15 protein-coding genes and 7 pseudogenes are annotated in these 19,133 nt (G+C 61.1%); 7 read left to right on the top strand and 15 right to left on the bottom strand.

Going from position 1 to position 19,133, the window contains the following annotated elements; translation table 11 throughout:
- Positions 1 to 21: 21 nt before the first annotated feature.
- The 3 genes and pseudogenes from AC1Q7H_RS30985 to AC1Q7H_RS30995 form a co-directional block, all read right to left on the bottom strand.
- Positions 22 to 992, bottom strand: a pseudogene (locus AC1Q7H_RS30985) (SphA family protein).
- A gap of 166 nt (positions 993 to 1,158) precedes the next feature.
- Positions 1,159 to 2,192: pseudogene (locus AC1Q7H_RS30990) on the bottom strand (DUF1254 domain-containing protein).
- A gap of 74 nt (positions 2,193 to 2,266) precedes the next feature.
- The gene (locus AC1Q7H_RS30995) at positions 2,267 to 3,184 is read right to left on the bottom strand and encodes a DUF1254 domain-containing protein (protein WP_492382109.1); all 918 of its coding nucleotides are present in this window, start codon (positions 3,182 to 3,184) and stop codon (positions 2,267 to 2,269) included.
- A 264-nt stretch (positions 3,185 to 3,448) separates the two neighbouring features.
- Here AC1Q7H_RS30995 and AC1Q7H_RS31000 point away from each other — a divergent pair.
- Positions 3,449 to 3,655 (top strand): annotated as a pseudogene (locus tag AC1Q7H_RS31000) (Tn3 family transposase); the annotation flags it as partial.
- A gap of 208 nt (positions 3,656 to 3,863) precedes the next feature.
- Positions 3,864 to 4,802, top strand: a complete 939-nt coding sequence (locus AC1Q7H_RS31005) for a GSU2403 family nucleotidyltransferase fold protein (RefSeq protein WP_153955610.1) — start codon at positions 3,864 to 3,866, stop codon at positions 4,800 to 4,802.
- Positions 4,803 to 5,056: 254 nt separating this feature from the next.
- Here the strand turns inward: AC1Q7H_RS31005 and AC1Q7H_RS31010 are convergent, their stop codons facing one another.
- The 5 genes and pseudogenes from AC1Q7H_RS31010 to AC1Q7H_RS31030 all read right to left on the bottom strand — a co-directional run.
- A complete protein-coding gene (locus AC1Q7H_RS31010; RefSeq protein WP_153955611.1) occupies positions 5,057 to 5,392 on the bottom strand; it encodes a helix-turn-helix domain-containing protein in 336 nt (111 codons plus the stop codon).
- Positions 5,393 to 5,994: 602 nt separating this feature from the next.
- A complete protein-coding gene (locus AC1Q7H_RS31015) occupies positions 5,995 to 8,046 on the bottom strand; it encodes a S8 family serine peptidase (RefSeq protein ID WP_153955612.1) in 2,052 nt (683 codons plus the stop codon).
- A gap of 729 nt (positions 8,047 to 8,775) precedes the next feature.
- Entirely contained in the window at positions 8,776 to 9,132 is a 357-nt protein-coding gene (locus AC1Q7H_RS31020) for a hypothetical protein (RefSeq protein ID WP_228772597.1), read from the bottom strand.
- 89 nt (positions 9,133 to 9,221) lie between these two features.
- Positions 9,222 to 9,425: pseudogene (locus AC1Q7H_RS31025) on the bottom strand (hypothetical protein); the annotation flags it as partial.
- Positions 9,412 to 9,855 (bottom strand): annotated as a pseudogene (locus tag AC1Q7H_RS31030) (transposase); the annotation flags it as partial. The pseudogenes AC1Q7H_RS31030 and AC1Q7H_RS31025, both read right to left, overlap by 14 nt.
- Here AC1Q7H_RS31030 and AC1Q7H_RS31035 point away from each other — a divergent pair.
- From AC1Q7H_RS31035 to AC1Q7H_RS31045, 3 genes and pseudogenes are all read left to right on the top strand, one after another.
- A pseudogene (locus AC1Q7H_RS31035) lies at positions 9,818 to 9,976 on the top strand (universal stress protein); the annotation flags it as partial. The pseudogenes AC1Q7H_RS31030 and AC1Q7H_RS31035 overlap by 38 nt on opposite strands.
- A 71-nt stretch (positions 9,977 to 10,047) precedes the next feature.
- Positions 10,048 to 10,217, top strand: a pseudogene (locus AC1Q7H_RS31040) (carboxymuconolactone decarboxylase family protein); the annotation flags it as partial.
- A gap of 187 nt (positions 10,218 to 10,404) precedes the next feature.
- Positions 10,405 to 10,932: an aspartate carbamoyltransferase gene (locus AC1Q7H_RS31045; protein ID WP_153955614.1), complete on the top strand. Its 528-nt coding sequence runs from the start codon at positions 10,405 to 10,407 to the stop codon at positions 10,930 to 10,932.
- A gap of 16 nt (positions 10,933 to 10,948) precedes the next feature.
- Here the strand turns inward: AC1Q7H_RS31045 and AC1Q7H_RS31050 are convergent, their stop codons facing one another.
- The 3 genes from AC1Q7H_RS31050 to AC1Q7H_RS31060 all read right to left on the bottom strand — a co-directional run bounded on the left by AC1Q7H_RS31050 (position 10,949) and on the right by AC1Q7H_RS31060 (position 14,118).
- Positions 10,949 to 12,139, bottom strand: a complete 1,191-nt coding sequence (locus AC1Q7H_RS31050; RefSeq protein ID WP_492382110.1) for an MFS transporter — start codon at positions 12,137 to 12,139, stop codon at positions 10,949 to 10,951.
- Positions 12,140 to 12,597: 458 nt separating this feature from the next.
- Positions 12,598 to 13,377 (bottom strand): FTR1 family iron permease, encoded by a 780-nt coding sequence (locus AC1Q7H_RS31055; RefSeq protein WP_211982830.1) that lies wholly within the window; start codon positions 13,375 to 13,377, stop codon positions 12,598 to 12,600.
- Between the two features lie 630 nt (positions 13,378 to 14,007).
- Positions 14,008 to 14,118, bottom strand: coding sequence for an alpha-hydroxy-acid oxidizing protein (locus AC1Q7H_RS31060; RefSeq protein ID WP_420872249.1), 111 nt, complete (start codon positions 14,116 to 14,118; stop codon positions 14,008 to 14,010).
- Between the two features lie 217 nt (positions 14,119 to 14,335).
- Between AC1Q7H_RS31060 and AC1Q7H_RS31065 the strand changes: the two genes are divergently transcribed.
- Positions 14,336 to 14,542, top strand: a complete 207-nt coding sequence (locus AC1Q7H_RS31065; RefSeq protein ID WP_492382111.1) for a DUF3330 domain-containing protein — start codon at positions 14,336 to 14,338, stop codon at positions 14,540 to 14,542.
- 372 nt (positions 14,543 to 14,914) lie between these two features.
- Here AC1Q7H_RS31065 and AC1Q7H_RS31070 read toward each other — a convergent pair whose 3' ends face one another.
- From AC1Q7H_RS31070 to AC1Q7H_RS31085, 4 genes are all read right to left on the bottom strand, one after another.
- Entirely contained in the window at positions 14,915 to 15,235 is a 321-nt protein-coding gene (locus AC1Q7H_RS31070; RefSeq protein WP_492382112.1) for a type II toxin-antitoxin system RelE/ParE family toxin, read from the bottom strand.
- Entirely contained in the window at positions 15,232 to 15,513 is a 282-nt protein-coding gene (locus AC1Q7H_RS31075; RefSeq protein ID WP_013958564.1) for a type II toxin-antitoxin system Phd/YefM family antitoxin, read from the bottom strand. The genes AC1Q7H_RS31070 and AC1Q7H_RS31075 overlap by 4 nt, the downstream gene beginning before the upstream one ends.
- A gap of 598 nt (positions 15,514 to 16,111) precedes the next feature.
- Positions 16,112 to 16,405 carry a hypothetical protein gene (locus AC1Q7H_RS31080; protein ID WP_492382113.1) on the bottom strand — a complete coding sequence of 98 codons (294 nt, stop codon included), beginning with the start codon at positions 16,403 to 16,405 and terminating at the stop codon, positions 16,112 to 16,114.
- Between the two features lie 446 nt (positions 16,406 to 16,851).
- On the bottom strand, positions 16,852 to 17,784 hold the full coding sequence (locus AC1Q7H_RS31085; protein WP_492382114.1) for a LysR family transcriptional regulator: 933 nt from the start codon (positions 17,782 to 17,784) through the stop codon (positions 16,852 to 16,854).
- 106 nt (positions 17,785 to 17,890) lie between these two features.
- On the opposite strand from AC1Q7H_RS31085, the gene AC1Q7H_RS31090 reads away from it, so the two are divergent.
- Positions 17,891 to 19,123: an FAD-dependent monooxygenase gene (locus AC1Q7H_RS31090; protein ID WP_153956224.1), complete on the top strand. Its 1,233-nt coding sequence runs from the start codon at positions 17,891 to 17,893 to the stop codon at positions 19,121 to 19,123.
- The last annotated feature ends 10 nt before the right edge of the window (positions 19,124 to 19,133 follow it).

Here is a 19,133-nt window from a genome sequence, read left to right on the forward strand (position 1 = left end):
GCCGAATGTCGCACGTGAAAGTCAGAATACGATCGTTGCTGTAGCCAATACGGTGGCAGTGCTGTCCAGCCGGTTCTCGCTGGTGACCGTTGGTACCCAGCGCACGCTGAAAGAAAGCGGCGCCTTGCCGCCAAGCTTGGTGTCGTACGTGACAATCGGCCCGATCGTGAAGTCGTGGCCGCGGAAGCCATTGAGGCGGTCGGCCGTGGGCCCGGTGTCGTTGCCCAGTTGCTGAACCGTGCCCATGACGATCCCTGCCCCCCAGGCGCCAAACTTCTTCAGCCCCATGACGTCAAGCGTGAACAGCGGCGCGCATTCTGGTAATCAGTGGCGCTGTTGCGCGTGTAGAATTGGAACGCCGCCACGGCGTTAAACTCCAGCCCGTATTGCGGCATCGAGTGCGTGAATGCGACCTGCGGCACGAAAGTCCAGGTGTTCAGGCTCGGATTGGCCAGGGCGTTCTTGTCGTATTGCCCAGTGGGGGCCCAGACATTGAAGCTCAAGGCCATGTGGCTGGTCTGCGAGAAGTGGAAGCCGGCGATGATCGGGCTGAAATAGATATCGTAAAGATTCGACGCCCGATCCGAGGTGCCACGCGAGAAACTGGCACCGCCGGCAGTGACGCCCGCGTTGGCGTGCACCGAAGTCCAGACATAGGGCAGCGTGAAGCTCGAGGCAAAATTCCAGGCGCCGGGGCCCGTATCCCACACCTTCATGAGTGTAGCCAGCGTAAACGCGATCTTCGCGTCAATGCCCAACGTGGTACGGCCACCGATCGGCACCTGGCGACCGCCGCTGATCGATCCGTCCATATAGAGCTGCTGGAGATTGGCAATCCATACCGGCTGGTCCGGGATTACGGCGACATTGGAAAACACGCTGGTGCCCGCCACTGGTCGGCCCAAAGCGCCCTCTGTGGCATTTCCGGCCAGCGGCGCCATCAGGCCGCCTGCGGCAACGACGGCCAGGATGGTGGTACTTGCTCGCCTCATGGTGTGTCTCCTTGTAAAGGGAGGCGCCACGCTTACAGTCGGTGCGAACGCCGCATTGTGAGGAATCACCAATCTCTCCCTCCCGAAACAGCACCGAGGCGTTCCTCAGATCTGGAATGCCCCCTTCGTCCCGGAATCTTCCACTGCAACAATTGACACGCTCTGCTTAATTGACAGGCTGAGCCTGCGGAAAACTCCATGCGCCACGGAGAATCTCCGCGTGCGGCCGATACAGGCGCACGGTGTAGTTCCACCCGGGCACGATCGGCAGGCAGTTGGACACCTGTCCGTTACACCCGCCGAACTGGATTGGAATCGACCCGTCACCGTTCTTCTTCGCTGTGATGTTGTTGACGGTGTAGGCATTGGCCGGGTTCTTCTGGAAGTAACCTTCGGCGTTGTAAACGCTGACCGACCAGAATCCATCCACGGGCACATCTTTGACGTTCGCCCGGTACACGGTCTTGCCATCGTTCTTTTCCGGTGTGATGTTCAGGTAGATGGCGTCCTTGTCCGGGTTGCCGCCCCAGCCAGCCGCCGTGCCCATTAGATGGCGCACAAGATCGACCTCGCCCTTCTTGCCGAACGACTTCTTGAAGTCCGGTGTCGTCGCCGACAGCGTCAGCAGCGCGTCGCGCACCTTCTTCTGGCTGGCCTGGTCCCAGTTGGGCAACTCCAGCTTGCCCGTCGCCTTCTGGCTGACCTTGATGGCGTCTTGCAGCGCATGGACCCGCTTCAGGTCATCCGGATCGTTCGGATCCACCAGCGTGCGGATGGCCGCCACCACGTAGCGCGTACCGACGTTCTCGCGCGTCAGCGTATGCGTGCCGGCACCGTAGAACACATTGGGCACGTAGTGGTCCTCGCTGATGACCTGCAGGACATGAAGCGCTTGCCCGGATCCGGCATGGCAATTGTCACGGGGCCGGCATTGAGATCGAACACGCCGGAGGAATACAGCGTGTCACGGTTCAGGCGGATCACGGTCTGCTCATCGATCGAAGCGGGCTCGCGCCGGTGCTGCAGCTTGCCCACGCCGCCCTGCTTTGCCACCCCGGCGATATACATGTCGGACTCCGCCCGCACGAAGTTGTCTACCGTGACCGGCACGGGTCCACCTGCCGCCTGGGCAGCGGAGGCCTGGCCATGGATAGTGCCGACGCCAGCGAGTGCGAAGCCCATCAAGGCGTTGGCAATCATTGCATTTTTCATAGTTCCTCTCTCGTATCGGATTTTCAAAGTCACGCTGGCGCCCTGCTGCCTGTGCCGGATTCTTACTCGGCCGCCACCATGGACGGCTGGCGCCATTGGCCAGACAGCATCTCCTGTTTCGGCAGGTACACGCGCAAGATGGCATAGAATTGCCCGTCAGGCGCCGGCAGCCAGTTGCTCGCCTTATCCTTGCCGGGGCTGTCCTTCTGCACATACAGGGTCAGCCCGCCATCGCGATCGCGTTTGAGCTGGCCGAGCATCGAAGAGTTGATCAGATAACGGTTCAGAGGGTTAGCCACCAGCAGTTTGCTCTTGCCGTCGTACATCGTCAGCGACCAGAACGCATTGGCCGGCGGCAGCTTGTCCTTGTCGAAATGCAGCGTATAACGCGTGGCGGCAGCATTTAGCGGATTGCCTGCGGCGTCCAGAAAGTAGCCGGGATAAATCGCCTCTTCCGCCGAGTTACCGAATATCCCCAGTGCCGCCGCTGCATAGCGGTACATGTAGTTGTTCTTCAGGTGCTCGCGTGTGCCAAACAAGTCACCGCTGGTGAGCTTCCTTGTGTCCAGTTGCGTCTTCTTGAATTCCACGAAATGGGACTTGCCATCAGCCATGCCGGCTGCCAGGGTCTTCTGTATCTCCGGCGATAGCGAGCGCTCGTCGAACGGCAAGCCGCGGCCCACGCCGATCTTTGCGAATCGCGCCATCACAGCTTGCTCGCTCGGCATCGTCGGCGCGAACTGCAGCATGAAGTTCAGGTAGCGGAAGAAGGCCAGCGAATCCGTCGCGTCCGCAGCAGGCTTCGGCCAGCCGATGGGGGCGGCTGCCGCCGGTGCCGGCTTGCCGAGGAACGCACTCAGTGTCCTCACCTTGTAGCCCTTCTGGATGGCACGCACCCGGCGCAGATCCTTGGCATTGAAGAGTTGCGTGCGATATATAGCGTAGGCAATGCTGGACTCGCTACGGATCACGGCTTTCACGCTGGCCGGCTTCTCACCGTTCCAGTCAGGCCAGATAACCATGCTTCTGGGCCTTCCCGCCCAATCTGCATTGTCGCGGGCTTGCCGTCAGTGGTATGGCGTTGCCCCTTCGACATTGCGCAAGCAGAAACGCGCCCCAGTTTGATGGGTGATTCGCTGCGCAGGTCGGCTATCGCAGGATGGGGGCATGCAAGGATAGCCGACTCATGATTTCTACGGCCATGTGTGCAGGATGGCAGTAGAGTGAGTCGATAGAACATGCCTTTGGTCATCCTCTACGACGTCCAGTGGATGTCGCGCGAACTCAAGGAACTGCAGGAACATGGACATCCCGTCTATGCCGACGCGCTCAAGGCCCTGTCGCCTCACCGGCGGGAGCGCATCAACCGGCTCGGGGACTACCTGCTGGACCTGCCCAGGCGTGCGCCGCCGCTCGACCCAACGATCGATTTTCTATTCAGAGATGTGGCGGATTTTCTGCTTTTCCCCGGCCAACCCTCTATCAGAGTGCGTCGGCCGACTAGATTGCGCAGACACCATCTGCGAGGTTTCCTCGCCAGCTGTAGCCGACGCGCTTCGTCGAGTGGTTTCGGCCCGCCAGAGACGCTCGGGGCCGGTATGGCCCACATATACGAGTTTCAGTATAAAATTGGCATGTTGCTGTTTTATACTGAAACTCATGGATCCGTGGATCGAGTTGGATGAGGATGCGCTGCGACAGTATATCGACGCCAAGGCGGTGTTCGAAGCGTGGGAATCAGCGCGTGCCAAGGCCGCAGAGGTTCGCGGCGGGATGCTCTGGCGAACCACGAAAGGCCGGGAGTACCTGATTCGGACCGGCGTGGACAACAAGCAGAAGAGCCTCGGGGTGCGTTCGGAAACGACCGAGGACATGTACTCGCGGTTCAACGCGCGCAAGGAAGCCGCCGAGGCCCGGCTCAAGACGCTCGCAGACGAGCTCGACCGGCACCGGCGGCTGAACCGAGCGATCCGCGTTGGCCGGGCTCCGGACATCCTCGTGGCCATCCTTCAGGTGATGACACGGCTCAATATCGCCGAGCATTTCATCGTCATCGGGACGCACGCACTCTATGCGTATGAAGCCGCGGCCGGGGTTCGCCTGCAGGAACGCGCCCTCGCAACTCGCGACGTCGATCTTCTTTGGGATACGCGCAAACGCCTTCAGTTTGCTTCCCGAATGAAGAACCTGGATCTCTCCATGCTGGACGTTCTACGCAAGGTAGATAGCACGTTCGAGATTCGGGATGATCAACTTTTCACGGCAGTGAACGCAAAGGGCTTCGAGGTGGACATCCTGCGTCGCGAGGCCGCCGATCTTGACCCTCATCCGCTCCAGCTGACCGACGACGAAGACGACCTCTGGGCAGTCCAGGCGCGACGCGCAAATGTTCTGTTGGGGGCGCCTTCATTCTCTGCGCCCATCGTTTCCGTGACCGGAAGGATGGCGCGGATGACGACAATCAGTCCAGCCGCGTTCGTCGACTTCAAGCGCTGGATGGCGTCGACTGCAGATCGCGATCCTCTCAAGATTTCTCGCGACAAACTGCAGGCATCGATCGTGGAAGCGCTGGCCAACCGCTTCCGGCTTGGTGTTTAGCGAGCCGCGCGTGGCCTGATGGGTTTGAACGGGCTGCACCGGCCACCGCGATTCTCATGGAGAGTGATCTACGGCTGCAGCCATCCGGATTGGTGCCCGTTTATGGCGACGCGGTCGCCCGCCGGCGTGCATGACGCGCTGGTCATCTTCGAGCCGGGTTGGCCAAAGCACAGGCCACTGACACGACTCAACAGCTAGGCCAATAGCGAATCAGCGGCCGCCACCTCCGCGGAGGGTACGCATACTGTTGCAGCCTACCCTTCAAGCTGGACTTGCAGTTCCCTCGCTGCATTCTTGTCCATCTCGGCCGCATGGGCCGCCGCCTGTTCGAGCAACGATGCATGTGTCTTGGGCACGACGAGCATCGTCAAACCCAGTCCTTCCATCACGCGCAGCGCGTGCTCCAGATTGACGCCCTTGCCGTTCTCCAGCTTGGACAACATGCCGACGGAAACCCCGCAATAATTGGCAGCCTGGTCAATGGGCATGCCTACCCCTGCCCGCGTTGCCCGTATCCGGTCACCAAGCTGGTCAATGCTTCGGATTGTCGCGCGTGATGGCGGGGTTGGATCAGGAAGCGGCCTCGGCATAGATGTGGAATAACTTTCACGAAAGTGAAATTATACAGAGATGACACCTCATGTCGATGGCCCCTCCCTTTGAAAGCCGTCATTGCTTGTTGTGGGTGTTCTTATTTCACTGCGAAACAACGTACCTGTGGTGTCAAAGATCATCATTCGTGCGACCCGCGCTCATCATTCATGCGACTGTCACTGCCGAGGGGCATCCATCATGCGTCCGTGGTGCGCAACAACGTGCCGGTGGGGCGTTGCAGCACCGGGTGGATTGGAGCCTGCTCCTGCAAGCCGACTCCGGGAGGCCTTCGCCCGACATAGCATGTCCTGGTTGGCCATTGTCCGCGTGCCCGAGCAATGGCACTGCGGCTCGCTTTGCATGATGCTCTCAGCTTGCCCGCCTGCTGTCCGCGCGTTAATGGCGAGGTGCTCGCTGCAAAGGCAAAGCGGGTGAATAAATAGGGGAACAAAATCTTCTTTCGAAAACAGAAATCAAGCACCATGCGGGTTTCAGGACTTAATCCATTAGACGCCAGCGCAGGCCGGCTGCTCGCAGCCGGCCTTTTTTCGCTGACGGCCCCGTACCCGGTTCGCGCTGCGAGCGCGAACCAAAGGCATCACGGTTTTGTCGCCGTAACGCTTGTCACGTCGTTGCTACTGGCCTGATAGGTAAGCGTGCCGGTGATATTGGTCACGGTAAAGGTTACGCTGTTCTTTCGCTTGGCGATCGTTCCGCTCGTGACCATGCACTGTCCGTCGGCACCCGTGGTGCAGGCCGAACTCCCGCTGTAGCCGCCGCTCCAGGTTCCGCTCACGGTTGCGTTTGGCACCAGGTTGTGACTGGCATCGTGCACCGTGACCGTGACGGTGGTGGTCCATCCCGTCTTGTTTGCGGTGCTGCTGGCGCTCAGGCCGCCCACATGCGCGACAGGCAGGCTCGCGATGCCGGTTCGAGGGCCGGTCGACAGGTCCAGGGCGAAGCTGCCGCCCTTGCCCAGGTTCACGCTGTCCTCGGACGGGGACACCTGGATGGTGTACGTCCCGGCCACGGTGGGCAGTGCGTGCATTGTTTCCTGACGGCCGATTCCACCGCATTCGACTCCGGCCATGCACAGGCTCTCGGACAGCACGACGCCATTGGGGTCCAGCAGCCTGGCGTCGAGATCGGGCTCCCACTGCGCAGCGAGGCAGCTGCCCAACAGCGGCAGGATGCATTTCGCCTGGCCGTTGATGGTGACCGTGGCACCGATGGGAACACCGAGGTCGGCCTGGGCGATGGAGAACGTATAGCTCCACAGACCATGACTCGCCACGCTGGCGGTGACCCTGCGATACGTCGGAAAGACGGTCGGCTGGTAGCTGCCCCCCTTGGCGCTGGCCACCAGCGCGTAGCCGTCGAGGAGCCCGGCGCCGATATCATTGTCCTTGCCGGCCGGGCCACGGTCCTGCGCCGTGGCTTCGAGCTTCTGCCGCAGGTCCGCTGGCGACAGGAGCGGATTCGCCTGTAGAGCCAGGGCGACGGTGCCGGAGACGAACGGCGTGGCCATGGAGGTGCCACTGTAGGTGACATAGGCGCTGACCGTGCCGGCCTTTGCAGCCGTGATGGTCAGTCCGGGTGCGCAGATGTCCGGCTTGACACGGTTGTCCAGCGTCGGTCCCCTGCTCGAAAACGGCGTCACGTAGATGCCGTCCGAATGGTTGGGCGCGCCGGCGGGAGCGGACCACTCCGCGCATGCCGCCACGGTGATGGCTTGCGCCGCGGCCCCGGGCGAGCCGACCGTGCCTGGCTCGTCGCCCGAATTGCCGGCCGCCACCACCACGACGGCACCGCTGCTCACCGCTGCATCGGCGGCCTGGCTCAGGGCGTCCTGTCCGTCTGACGGCGCGCCGGAGCCCAGGCTCATGGAAATGATCCTCACGCCCTGGGACATGCACCAGTCGATGCCGGCGATGACCTGGCTCTCGAGTCCAGAGCCGGACTGGTCGAGCACCTTGGCCGCGTAGATCGCTGCGCCGGGCGCCACGCCCTTGTAGGTGGCGGCGCCCGAGCTGCCCGTGCCGTCGCCAAAGGCGATCGACGCGACGTGGGTGCCGTGGCCGTGGTCGTCATATGCGCTACCCCGTCCATTGATGGCATCAAAGAACGGGATCGGTCGCGCATCCAGCTGCTCGTGGTTCGGATCGACGCCCGTGTCGACGATGCAACCCTTGATGCCGGCGCCGTCCACCCCGAAGCTGGCGCGTGCCGCGTCGGTGCCGAAGTCGGCGCGGGCGGCGTTGAGCTTGGTCGAAACGGTGAAGTCCTCCTCGATCCGCCGCACGCCAGGCTGCTGCGCCAGCGCCCTCACCTGGGCGGTCGTCATGGTGGCGGAGAAACCGCGGATGATCCTGAATTCGCTATGCAGAGTGAAAGCACCGACCGCCTGCCGCGCCGTGGCCGCAGTGCCCGGACCGCTGAACGTGACGACGACCCGGACGAGGTCACCGGGTCGTGCCGCCGCGATCTGCGCCTGCAGGTCATCGGAGATCCGGTCGTCGTCACGGTCGACGAGGCGGACCGAACGCGCTGCCTCCGTGCCGGGTGCCGACCGGTTTGAGTCGGGTAGCGGCGCGGCCGGAATGGACAAGGCGACAGCCGCCAGACAACCCAGTACAGCGCAATGGCGCATTTGGGGTTCTCCCCTTCTTGTTTGAGGCAATTCGGGCAGCGTGGATGCCGACGGCGAAAGTCAACATCCCCACCCAGCGTTTACAACGCGAAACTCGTTGCGGCTTGCGGAAGGGTCGCGCCGATATTTCAACCCGATATTCCAGTCACCGGCCACGCCTCACCACCTGACCTTGCCCCGGGGCTTATTAAGAAGTTATCCCATGTTCTCGAAGTCTAGGTTGCGAAGTGGCAAATTTCAGGCGGACTGTGTGCGAAATGGCACTTTTTCCTTCGATCCGGCGTGTGTCAAAGTAGTTGTCGCGTCCGCCGCTATGCTGCTTTCCGGTACGTGGGCTCCGCGGTTCGCTCCGGGTTCAGGTAGACCACCACCTGCGCCAAGTCCCAATCCCGGATTCCCGCCGACCAACGCTGTGGATGGCGCGCACGTGCCGCCTGGTACAACGCCGTACGTTGCGCCAGCAGGCGCGGCGCTTGTCCGCGGTGTCGCTGGATCGGCGTGACGTACTTCAGGCCGCTGTGGCGGTGCTCTTCGTTGTATCAGCACACGAACCGATGCACCCAGTCGCGCGCTTGCTGCAGGGATCGAACGGCCGATCAGGCCACAGCGGACAGTACTTGGCCGTACGGAACAGCGCTTCGGCGTAGGCGTTGTCATTGCTCACGCGTGGGTGGCTGTATGAGGGCTCCACGCCCAAGTACTCCATAGCCGCTCGCATCGTCGCTCCCTTCATGACGCTGCCATTGTCCGAGTGCAACACCAGCGGCCGGCCAGCGGTCTGCTCACGCAGGCAACCCAGCGCCAGCAGTTGGCTGGCATGCTCGACCGATCGGCCTCGTCGTACCGGACTTCGATTTCTCTTCGAATCTCGAGCGCTAACTCGACCGCGGCGGGCGTCATCATGGCGGTGACCAATCCACCGACCGCTTCGTCGATGGGTCCGCCCGCAATCGACTGGCAGCACGGTTCACCACGCGTTCCTTGCGCGCGATCGCAGACACACCACGCCTCCTGTCGCTCGCGCCGCGTTGCATACCGGAGACGGAAGTTTCTACCGCAAAGCCCGCAGACCGCGCGCCCCTGCAACAGGGCCGCGCGCTCTCCCGGCGGTGACGCTCGCGCTTTCGAAGCACATGCTTCCCGTCAGCGGTTCGCCGATAGTGCCGTCGGCCGTAGACGTAGGTGCCCGCATAGCGCGGATTGTTCAGCGTGCGGAGGGCGGTCGACGCAGTGAGCGGCTGGAAAGTGATCAGTTTCTCGTTGCGTATGCGGGGTGGAAACCGAAGGCCTTCATTCCGGAATACTTTCACTGTCCGGCTCGCAGAGCCTACCCGTGAGAACGTCTCGAAGAAATAGGCAATTACGTACCTGCCTGGCATCGTTGAGCATGACCTTCGCGGCCTCGCGTTCGGCGTGTCCGTCCGCGTTGGTCACCATGGCGCTCACCACCAGGCCATGGCGGTTGTCGCTCAGAGTATGACCCATATAGCGCAGCTCGCTGGCGGTCTTGCCCTTGCGGTACAGCTTGGCATCGCGATCGGTCTTGGACGCGTGCGTCTCGCTGCTGCGTTTGCGACCCCTGAAGTCGCCGCTATCGTCATCGCTGCCATCCTTGCGCACGAAGCTCTTGTGGCCTGCCCACGCCTGAATCAGATTGCCGTCCACGCTGAAGTGCTCGCCAGACAGCCAGTCCCTATTCTGCGCGATTGCCAGCACCTCGTTGAAGAACTCGATCACGGCATCGTGCTTGATCAGCCGTTCGCGGTTCTTGGTGAAGACCGTAGGCACCCAAACTCTGTCGTCCATCGCAGCCCGACGATTTGAGGCAGAGGACGTACGGTGCGCCTGCCGGCTGCTCAAGCGGCCAGTCTCCCCAAGCCGGATCTCGGATACGATCGTCGACGAAGCCTGCAGCTGGAGCGCAGATCTCATCGTGATGGGCACGCACGGCCGGCGCGGCCATCGCAGGCCCCAGGATAAAGGAGGTTTCATGAGTGGGATGCGTGCCGCTGCGATGACTGCATTGGCTTTCACATCCAGGCTCTGGTCAAACTGGGGACCACGCGTGCCGAATCGGAGGGAGTGCTCAGAACGGCCGTGTATATGGGGGCGGACCATCGATGATGTACGCCACGCACGCGCTCGCGGCCTTTGAGGAGTTTTCGTCCTGAAGCAAATGTCGACCACATCCGTCGACCGACGAACATAGACACTGTGGCAGTTGAGAACTTCGGCGATACTGTCTGACCTATGGCGGCCGCCGCAATCTAAGTTCTTGGGGAACGTTGGCGGTGCCACCATGGCGTTGCTATCGCCAGAAAGCGACATGCGTCGCCTGATGGCCCCGCCCCAACTGAGATGGGACTCGCAGTGAAGAAGCACGCCTCTGCCCTTGTACTGGCTGTTATCGCAGGTATGCCGCTCACCGCACAACCTGCTGATAACAAACGCCAGGCGGAAGTGGCCAGGCTGGGCGTAGAAGTGATGCCGTTCAGTCTCAAAGCCACGACCCACATTTTCACCAAGACAGTGGACGGCGGTACTCAGCGCGTCGTAGCAAGGGATGCATCGGATGCCGCGCAGGTTCGGTTGGTACGAGAACACCTACAGCTCATCCAGAAGCAGTTCAAGGCAGGCGATTTCTCAGGCCCTTCGCACATACACGGCGATGAGATGCAGGGCATTGCCCAACTCAAGGCAGCGAAGCCAGGCCAAATCTCCATTACATACATGGACATCGCAAGGGGCGGCGAGCTATCTTTTCGTACGACTGAGCCCAGCCTTGTGTCTGCCCTTCATGCTTGGTTCGATGCGCAACTCTCCGACCACGGCGCAGACGCGATAGAAGGCCACGCGCACCATCATAGCGGCCATTCCCACGACTGACGGGGCCAGAATACCTTCACCGTCGCTGGGCGAATTGCGCGGCGAAAATCAGGCAGATAGTCACACTACTGAACACTGCTCCACCATAGAACGTAAAGGCGGCTCCGAACCTGTCCCACAACCAACCAGCGAGCGTGCTAGCTACCAGGAGTGCCAGGCCACTTGCAAGGTTGAAGACCCCAAACGCCGTACCCCTGAGGTCTGCCGGCGCAGCATTCGCCACCATAGTCGCCAGAAGCCCCTGTGTCATTCCCATATGCAGGCCCCAGAGCATAACTCCGCAGAGCGCGACCGACCAGTGCGTGCCAATCGCAAGTACGACATCGGCTGCAATCAGCACAACCAGCCCCCACGCCAGAAGCTTCACATGGCTGTATTCATCTGCCAGTTTCCCAAATGGATAGGCCGAGACGGCATACACCACGTTCATCGCGACCAGGACCAGCGGAGTCAAAAAAAGGCGAAGGCCCGCTTGCTGAGCCCGCAACACCAAGAATGCTTCGCTGAACCGTGCCAACGTGAATACCGCACCGACGGCAACCACACTCCAGTAGGCAAAACTCAACCGCGCGAGATTCTTCCGTCGCATGGGGTTCACCCGCTTTGCGGATTCGTGCAACTCTGGCTCTTGCACCCCGAACATGAGCAACACGACCGACAGAATACCCGGGAAGACCGCAACCCAAAAGACGGCCCGGAAATCGTCCGCCCAGAGGTACATCAGGCCAATTGCAATCAGGGGCCCCAAGAACGCGCCTACTGTATCCAGTGACTGCCGAAGTCCAAAGGCGGCACCACGAAGATGACGTGGTGCAATATCGGCAACCAGCGCATCACGCGGTGCACCACGAATGCCTTTGCCAATGCGGTCGGCAACGCGCGCTCCAAATACAGTGCCGACGCCGGTGGCCGTTGCAAAGAGCGGTTTCGACAATGCTGCCAGCGCATAGCCAACTACGGCCAGGCCCTTACGCTTCCCCAAATAATCACTCAGGATGCCGGAAAAGACTTTCACAATCAGGGCGGTTGCCTCCGCCACACCTTCTATCAATCCGACCGCCAGTGCGCTGGCTCCCAGCGTGGTGACCATGAAGACGGGCAGCAGGCTATGGATGATTTCCGAAGACACATCCATCAACAGACTCACGAAGCCCAGCATCCAAATGCTGGTGGGAAGCTTGCGCAGCGCACTGGTGAGAGCAGCCATTGCCGCGGTTTCTGTTCATTGTTGATGCCCGTTGACGCTCGGCATCAGTTCTTCATTAGGCCTTCGGTGGGCGCTCAATACCCAGGCAGCCGTCCAGGCCCTAGAGCAAGTGGCTTCCAGACCAATATCACATCGACGGTCCATTGCCCCATCCCGATGGCGACCGAAGTCCTTCACCTCTGAAATAGTAGATGCCGTAAGCGCTCGACACCAACGCAGCTGCGGGCCGGCGGCAAAAAATGACCGCGTCAATCGACTGCGGCATTGCTTGTGCGACAGGAGAGCTACGAAGTCAGCTGACGCCACACAGGAGCTTCCGAGAGACGGCTGCGGCCCGTGAGCTTCGTCTGCCAGATTGCGACGTGGCCGGCATCTGCAAAGTGCGTGGCGAGCAATATATTCAGCACGGCGACTGGCTCTGGGCAGGTGATTCTCCCCCTTGGAGGCGTAATGCAGCCTCAAGCCCTTTCGGCGGGTGCTGATTTTTTCCGACCGGTCAACCTTGCGAAGACGAGAAATGCGAGGGGAGCCAGTACGAGGCCATAGCTGAGCCAGATGCCGTACACACCCTCTGGTCCGAAAGGCTCGGTCACTTCATGCCAATATTCGTTGTCAACTAACGGTAGCGCACCAGCTTCCGAAAACTCGTGAACTGCGTAAATGGCCAACTGAATGCAAAACAGCACCATGAAGATGGCCGTAACCTGGAAGAACAGCGACAAATTGACCCTCCGCCCGTACTTGGTCCATGTCCATGCCAGTGCGCCGGCGCAAGTCACGCCGAGCGCGCCGCCCAAGGCCAGGTGACCAGTTGCCGCACCGGCGGAAAGGGAGGCAATCATGGTCGCGGCCTCGATGCCTTCGCGCCCGACCATCAGCAGCATGAAGGCAAACACGGCCAGCCACGGCCCAACCGTCTTCTCATCGGGGACACTGGAGAGCCGGTTGCGAATCTCGCCGGCTATCGCCTTGCCATGCTTGAGCATGTGCCAGGTGCAGGAGACCACCAGGATACCGGCCAGCAGGGCCAGCCAAGCTTCGGCGACGGGACTCATCCCACCCATGCGGAACAGCACTAGACCGAGCACCGCAGAGAGTAGTAAGGCGGCGAAAATGCCCGCCTTCGCCGCACTGACCAAATGCTGGCGCCCTGCCTTATGAAGGAACGCGAGCGTAATGGCGGCAATGAGAAATGCCTCCACGCCCTCACGAAACGTCACCATGAGCATTGAGAACATCACATCCCCGCACGTCAAATTATGCAAATACGAATGATAACTATTCTAGGACGCGTTTGCGAAATATGTCGAAAGGCGTGTGCGACATTGGGTAACAGATGGAATTGTCTGCAAGGCGTTGATGGAAGACGAAGCCCAAAGCCTCCCCCCGCCGCAATAGCCAAGGTGACCGCACACATAACGGGGGCGACACGGGATTCAGCGCTCGGGAACGCTTACCGTCCGCCGATTCTCAGCACAAGCGTCGCGGGGCCCTCCTTGCCGCGCGCCAGTTCAGATTGCGCCATTATCTTCTCCTTGCTGGCCACCATGGTCGGTAGGAAAAGTTCAGGAAATTATGCAAACCATTGCTACTCAACTCGCGCGATCCCGCCCGAACACGGCGGTGTCGGCCGTCTAGATGGCGCTTCGCCTACTCTGCCGGTGTGAGCACCAAGTCATGGCGATTAATTGCATTGTCGCTGGATCCTAGAGCCTCGGACGCGGCCTGCGAATGCCCCGACTCATGAGTAATTGCGTTTTGACTGGCATTCAGGAGGCCTCAGCTTCGCTCCCCCTTCTGTATGCCTCTGTCCATCCTGACCTGGAAGCGGTGGCCCATCTCTTCGGCGATCGCCGGGAGCGCCGCAATCACGATGGCGCGCCGTCGAGCTGATGCCCGCCATGCTTGGAGACGACCAAGGCATCAGTGCCCAAGTCGGCCCCAAGGCGTGCGCCATCGAGGACGTCTTTCGGGGTCAGCTTGCTGCCCCAGAGCGGCCCCTCCCTCGATAGTTCGCACTGACCTTGCCTTGATCCATATCAACCACAGCGCTCGGCAAGAGACGATGCTTGAGATGGAACACACATGCTTCCATGTTCTCGCCCAACTACGATCCGTTGACCGGCCATCTGGCGGTCGACGTCTTTGCGCCGCTACTGTGCGAAGAATCGCCGCCGCGGTGCCGGGAGTTGCACCATGACCCAGCCTGACCCACCCATAAAACTCGTCCCTTGCGAAGTCTGCATGAAGGAAGTACCGAAGTCCGAGGCGATCGTCCCCGAGGCATGCGACTACGTCGCCTACTTCTGTGGTTTGGAATGCTATGCGCAGTGGCGCCGTCAGTTACCAGAGACAGTCGCGCAGGGGGAGACTGCACCGCCTCCCGTCGATCCGCCGGCGTGAGAAGGCTCAAGGCGACTTCCGGACGCTGACGTGAGCCCCATACTAGACCATGCGGCATAGTGGTGCCGGTTTGGCGATGCTGGCCCGATGAAGTCGGCGGCACCTGGGGATCGAAACGCACGCATCCCACCTATTCCCACGCGAACTCTTTTCCCCTGGGCATTGGAACCATAGATACATGCCAGCACTGCAATTCACACGAGGATCCCGCGAGCCCAGATCCGTGAAGGTACCCCGCCAGATCCAAGACCTATGACCTCGACCGCGAATTCGCTGCGCGTGCAACGTAAAGTTTGGCTCTGTGTGAGCTAGGTGTTGCGGGAGCAAGCGTAGGCTCCCACGGAGGACAGGCGAATGAGAACTTCTTAGGTCCTACGTTGTTAGGAGCCGTTTTGCGAGTATTGCTTTAAGGTCTCGCCTGGTGTCGCTTATGATGTGTATGTAAATGGTGTCGTTTGCAATCTGGTAGATGATTCTGTTCATGCCGCTGATGACTTGATAGTATTTCGTTGGTTGGAAATCTATCAACTCGGGTGGGTTGCTACCCTTCAGTGGGAAATCTTCTACCTGCTTGATTGATTGTTGAATCTTGCTTCTGGTCTCAAGCCAAGTCTTGTTGCCAAATTTATTAATGATGTACCGTCGCAAGTCTTGCAAGTCGGACTTGGCAGGCCCGAGAATTACAGACTTCATTCGATCCCTTCCTCCCTGTCCATGCGCTCCAGTTCGGCAAACACTTCGTCCGTCGGGGTGAAGTTGCCCGTCTCGATGTCATTCTGACCCATCGCCAGAATCTTCAGAAGGGCAACCGTCTGTTGCATGTCCTCATAGGATTGGGCATCCTGCACGACTACCTTTGCCTCGCCGTTCTGTGTGATCAGCATGGGCTCGCCGCTCTCGGTGATGTCCCGGACGATTTCTGCTGCGTGGCTTTTCAGATAGCTTATGGGCTTGACCTGACTCGGTTTCATATCCGCTCCTAGGCTTGAGACTACCGGTCCAAATATAGACCTGAATTCAGTCTGCGTCCAGCACAAGGAATTTCCTGCGCTATGCAGTGGCGCATAGGGCAGGCAATCGATGCATGTCCTCGGTGAGGAGCCGACTCTACCAGTGGGCGCCAGACCCAGCCCAGACAGCCGCGTAAAGTTTTCCGCCCCGTATAGGTCAGGCAGCCATCGCTGTGGGCCAATAGTCCGCTCATTAGACGCTCGACGTTACCTAAACTGCATTGGCCGCCCGGCTTGGGCGGGGAAGGAGTGCGTTTTTAATCACGCATAGATATGTGGAACGTTCTTCGACCAGTACAGTCATCCCGAGAACAGACATGACGCATGTCCATGTCGATGATCTGCCGGCTGTAACGCAGCGTTGAATGACCGCTGTACTTCAGGAGTTGACGCCGGAGCCGTACTGGGGCGAACGACGGCAGCGGGTCGCAAGGCGTCATCTCGGGCGTGGGCAGTATTGGAGGGCACTCCGCTGAATCGTCGTTCGATGCGAGGAGAGGGTGGTGTCGCATCGCCTGTTCCAGGTCGAGCCGATTTACCAACCGCTTCCGCTTGATGTTCAGGGGCACCTTGGCGGGCCGCGGCGGCTCGCCGTGCAACGTCCGGGGGGGGCCGCGAAACGTCGGTTGTCGCGCAACGCCTGCACCTCGGCCGCAATGGCCAGTGTCCGGCCCAGCCGCTTGTTGTCGACAATCGCGCCTTGGTCCACCTCGGCAAAGCGGTCGTAGGTGGTGTAGGGGAGGGAGGCGCCAGTCGCCCACAATTCGACATGGCCATCGGGATACTCAGCCACCTCGATGTCTTCCAGCAGGTACAGCACCTTGGCGTACCCTAACGTGAGGCTCTGTGACACCTTGCGCCACTCCAGCCACTTGAGATCCGTGCCAGATCATCGAACGCGGGCCAGCCAAACAGTAAAGTGCTTGAATGTCGAGGTTTTGCTCAAATGTCGTACGGCCGGCCATTTTCAGATGTCGGCGCGGTCGTGCAGTTTGTGGCGAAGCTGCGTCTTTGCCGGGGGCCGGCAGGGCGGTGGCTGGCCGGAAGCGGTCGAGCGCCATTCAGGGTGCGCGCACGATACCTGCCGATCGATGCCTTCCTTGAAGGATTCGAGATCTCCGAGCAGACCGAGATCTGAGGCCGTCGGCGGCGGCGCCCCGGCATCGCGCTGAGGTGACCGCCTCGAGGGCGGCTATGTGGCGCACGGTCGAACTCGCAGGCCCGGCCATGAGCAGTCGTCTGACAGCTTGGTGAATACAGTCGAACTCGCCAGGGCGTTCACCCAGAAGGTCAGCCGAATTACGCGCCCACCTGCTTGGCGAGCTCTTGAAAGTGCGCCCCGAGCGCATCGACGAGGGCGGAAACGAGCGCCGTCTTGAGCCGTCCTTTCATGCTCACCGCGAAGAATTCGACCGGCACCACTGGCTCTACGAGTGTGTGCACCGTCACGTCGTAGCGTGCGCACGCAGGCACCACGAATCCGGGTAGGGCGGCCATTCCGTGGCCCGCCTCTACCATCGAGATCATGGCCTGGATGTTCTGGAGTGCGGCGGTCCGTCGCGGGGTGATTTCGAGGGCGCGAAGCTGCGTGTCCACGAGCTTCTGGATCGGGTTGTTATTCGGGAGCACGATGAGCTCCTGGTCGTCCAGGGACGACCACTTCACCTTGCGCCCCGTTTCGAATCCGCGCCCGCGTGTCCTGGAATCCTTCGCCTTGGCCCTGACCAGCACCATGTCGAAACGGGCGAGCAACTGCCGGTCGATGCCCGTGGCCGGCCGGAAGAAAGCACCAAGACCGACGTCAAGTTCTCCCGCTTCGATCCCCAACAGGATCTCGCGTCGGTCGAGGTCGCTGATCGAGACGCGGACTGCGGGGTGCGTCTCATGGAACGCCTGCAACCACAGGGGAATCACGCTCGATGCAATCAGCGGCGTCGCCGCAAGGGAGATTCGTTGCTCCGCTTCCGCAGAAAGTCGCCCGACGTTGGATGTAGCGGCTTCCCAGTCCGCCATCATGCGGCGCGCGGTCGGCAGCAGTGATTCGCCTGCAGGCGTGAGTCGCACGCTCCGCGTCGTGCGATCGAACAGCCTTGCGCCGACCTGCGCCTCGAGGTCCTTGAGCATGAGGCTTAGGCCTGCCTGCGTCACGAAGATTTCCTCCGCCGCGCGCGTGAAGCTTCCTAGCCGGGCGATGGCCAGAAACGCCTGCAGTTGCCGAGTGCTGACGTTCATTTCGTTTACTAATGAATTGATTTGATAGTTTAACTTCCAAAATCTTTGTGCGTGCGATGAAATTGACCTCCATCAACGCAGCGATCCCGCAAAAGGAGCATCCAACATGACGCCGCCCCTCCAAAGAATCCTCATTGCCGGTGCCGGCATTGGTGGTCTGTGCTGCGCACTCGCGCTGATCCAGCGCGGCTTCCGCGTCACCGTCCTGGAGCAGGCGCCGCAGCTCGGCGAAGTCGGGGCCGGATTCCAAGTCAGCGCCAACGGCGTCCGTTGCCTGGCCGACCTGGGCTTGGCATCGGAGCTGAAGGACATCGCCACCGAGGCGGGCGGCAAGCAGGTGCGCCTGTGGAGTACCGGCCAGACATGGAAGCTGTTCGATCTCGGTGCCGAGTCGGTGCGCAAGTACGGCTTCCCCTACTACATGATCTACCGGCCGGACCTGCATGGTCTGATGGAATGTCACGTGAGACGGTTGCAACCGGACGCGATCCGGCTGGGCGCGAAGGTGGTCGGCGTCGAACAGAACGACGTCGGTGTCGAGGTGGAGCTCGAAGGCGGCGAGCGGATTCACGGTGACATCCTCATCGGCGCCGATGGCGTGCACTCGCGTGTGCGCCGCGCCCTGTTCGGAGCGGGCGACGCGCAGTTCACCGGCTGTGTCGCCTGGCGCGGTCTCATTCCGCGCGAGAAGATTCCGCGCCATCTTCAGGCTAACGTTGGTACCAACTGGATCGGTCCCGGTGCGCACGTCATCCACTACCCGCTTCGCAATGGCGAACTCATGAACTTCGTGGGCATCGTCGAGCGCACGGACTGGCAGGTCGAGTCCTGGACGGAACGCGGCAGCATCGAGGAATGCCTGAAGGACTTCGAGCGCTGGCACAACGACGTGCAGGCGTTGATCCAGGGGATCCAGCAGCCGTACAAGTGGGCGCTTCTCAGCCGGCAGCCCATGGACCGATGGACCGTCGGCCGTTCCACTCTCCTGGGCGACGCCTGCCATCCCACGCTGCCCTTCCTTGCACAAGGCGCGGTGATGGCTCTGGAGGACGGCATCGTGCTTGCACGCTGCCTGGCGGCGAACGCCGAACACCCGGAAGCGGCCCTGGCCCGGTACGAGGCCCTGCGGCTGGAACGCACCTCGCGCATCGTGCTGGGCTCGGCGGCGAACGCGGCGCGCTTCCACAACCCGCTGCTGGCGGACCCGGTGGAGGCCAGCCGCTACGTGGACGCCGAGTGGAGCGAGCAGCATGTGCGCGAGCGCTACGAATGGCTTTTCAGCTACGACGCCACCGCGGTCGACGTGTCCGTCGGTTACCCCACTGCGACGCAGACCTAAGAACCCAGTC

It is taken from the genome of Cupriavidus sp. GW823-FHT06D04 (assembly GCF_058795055.1).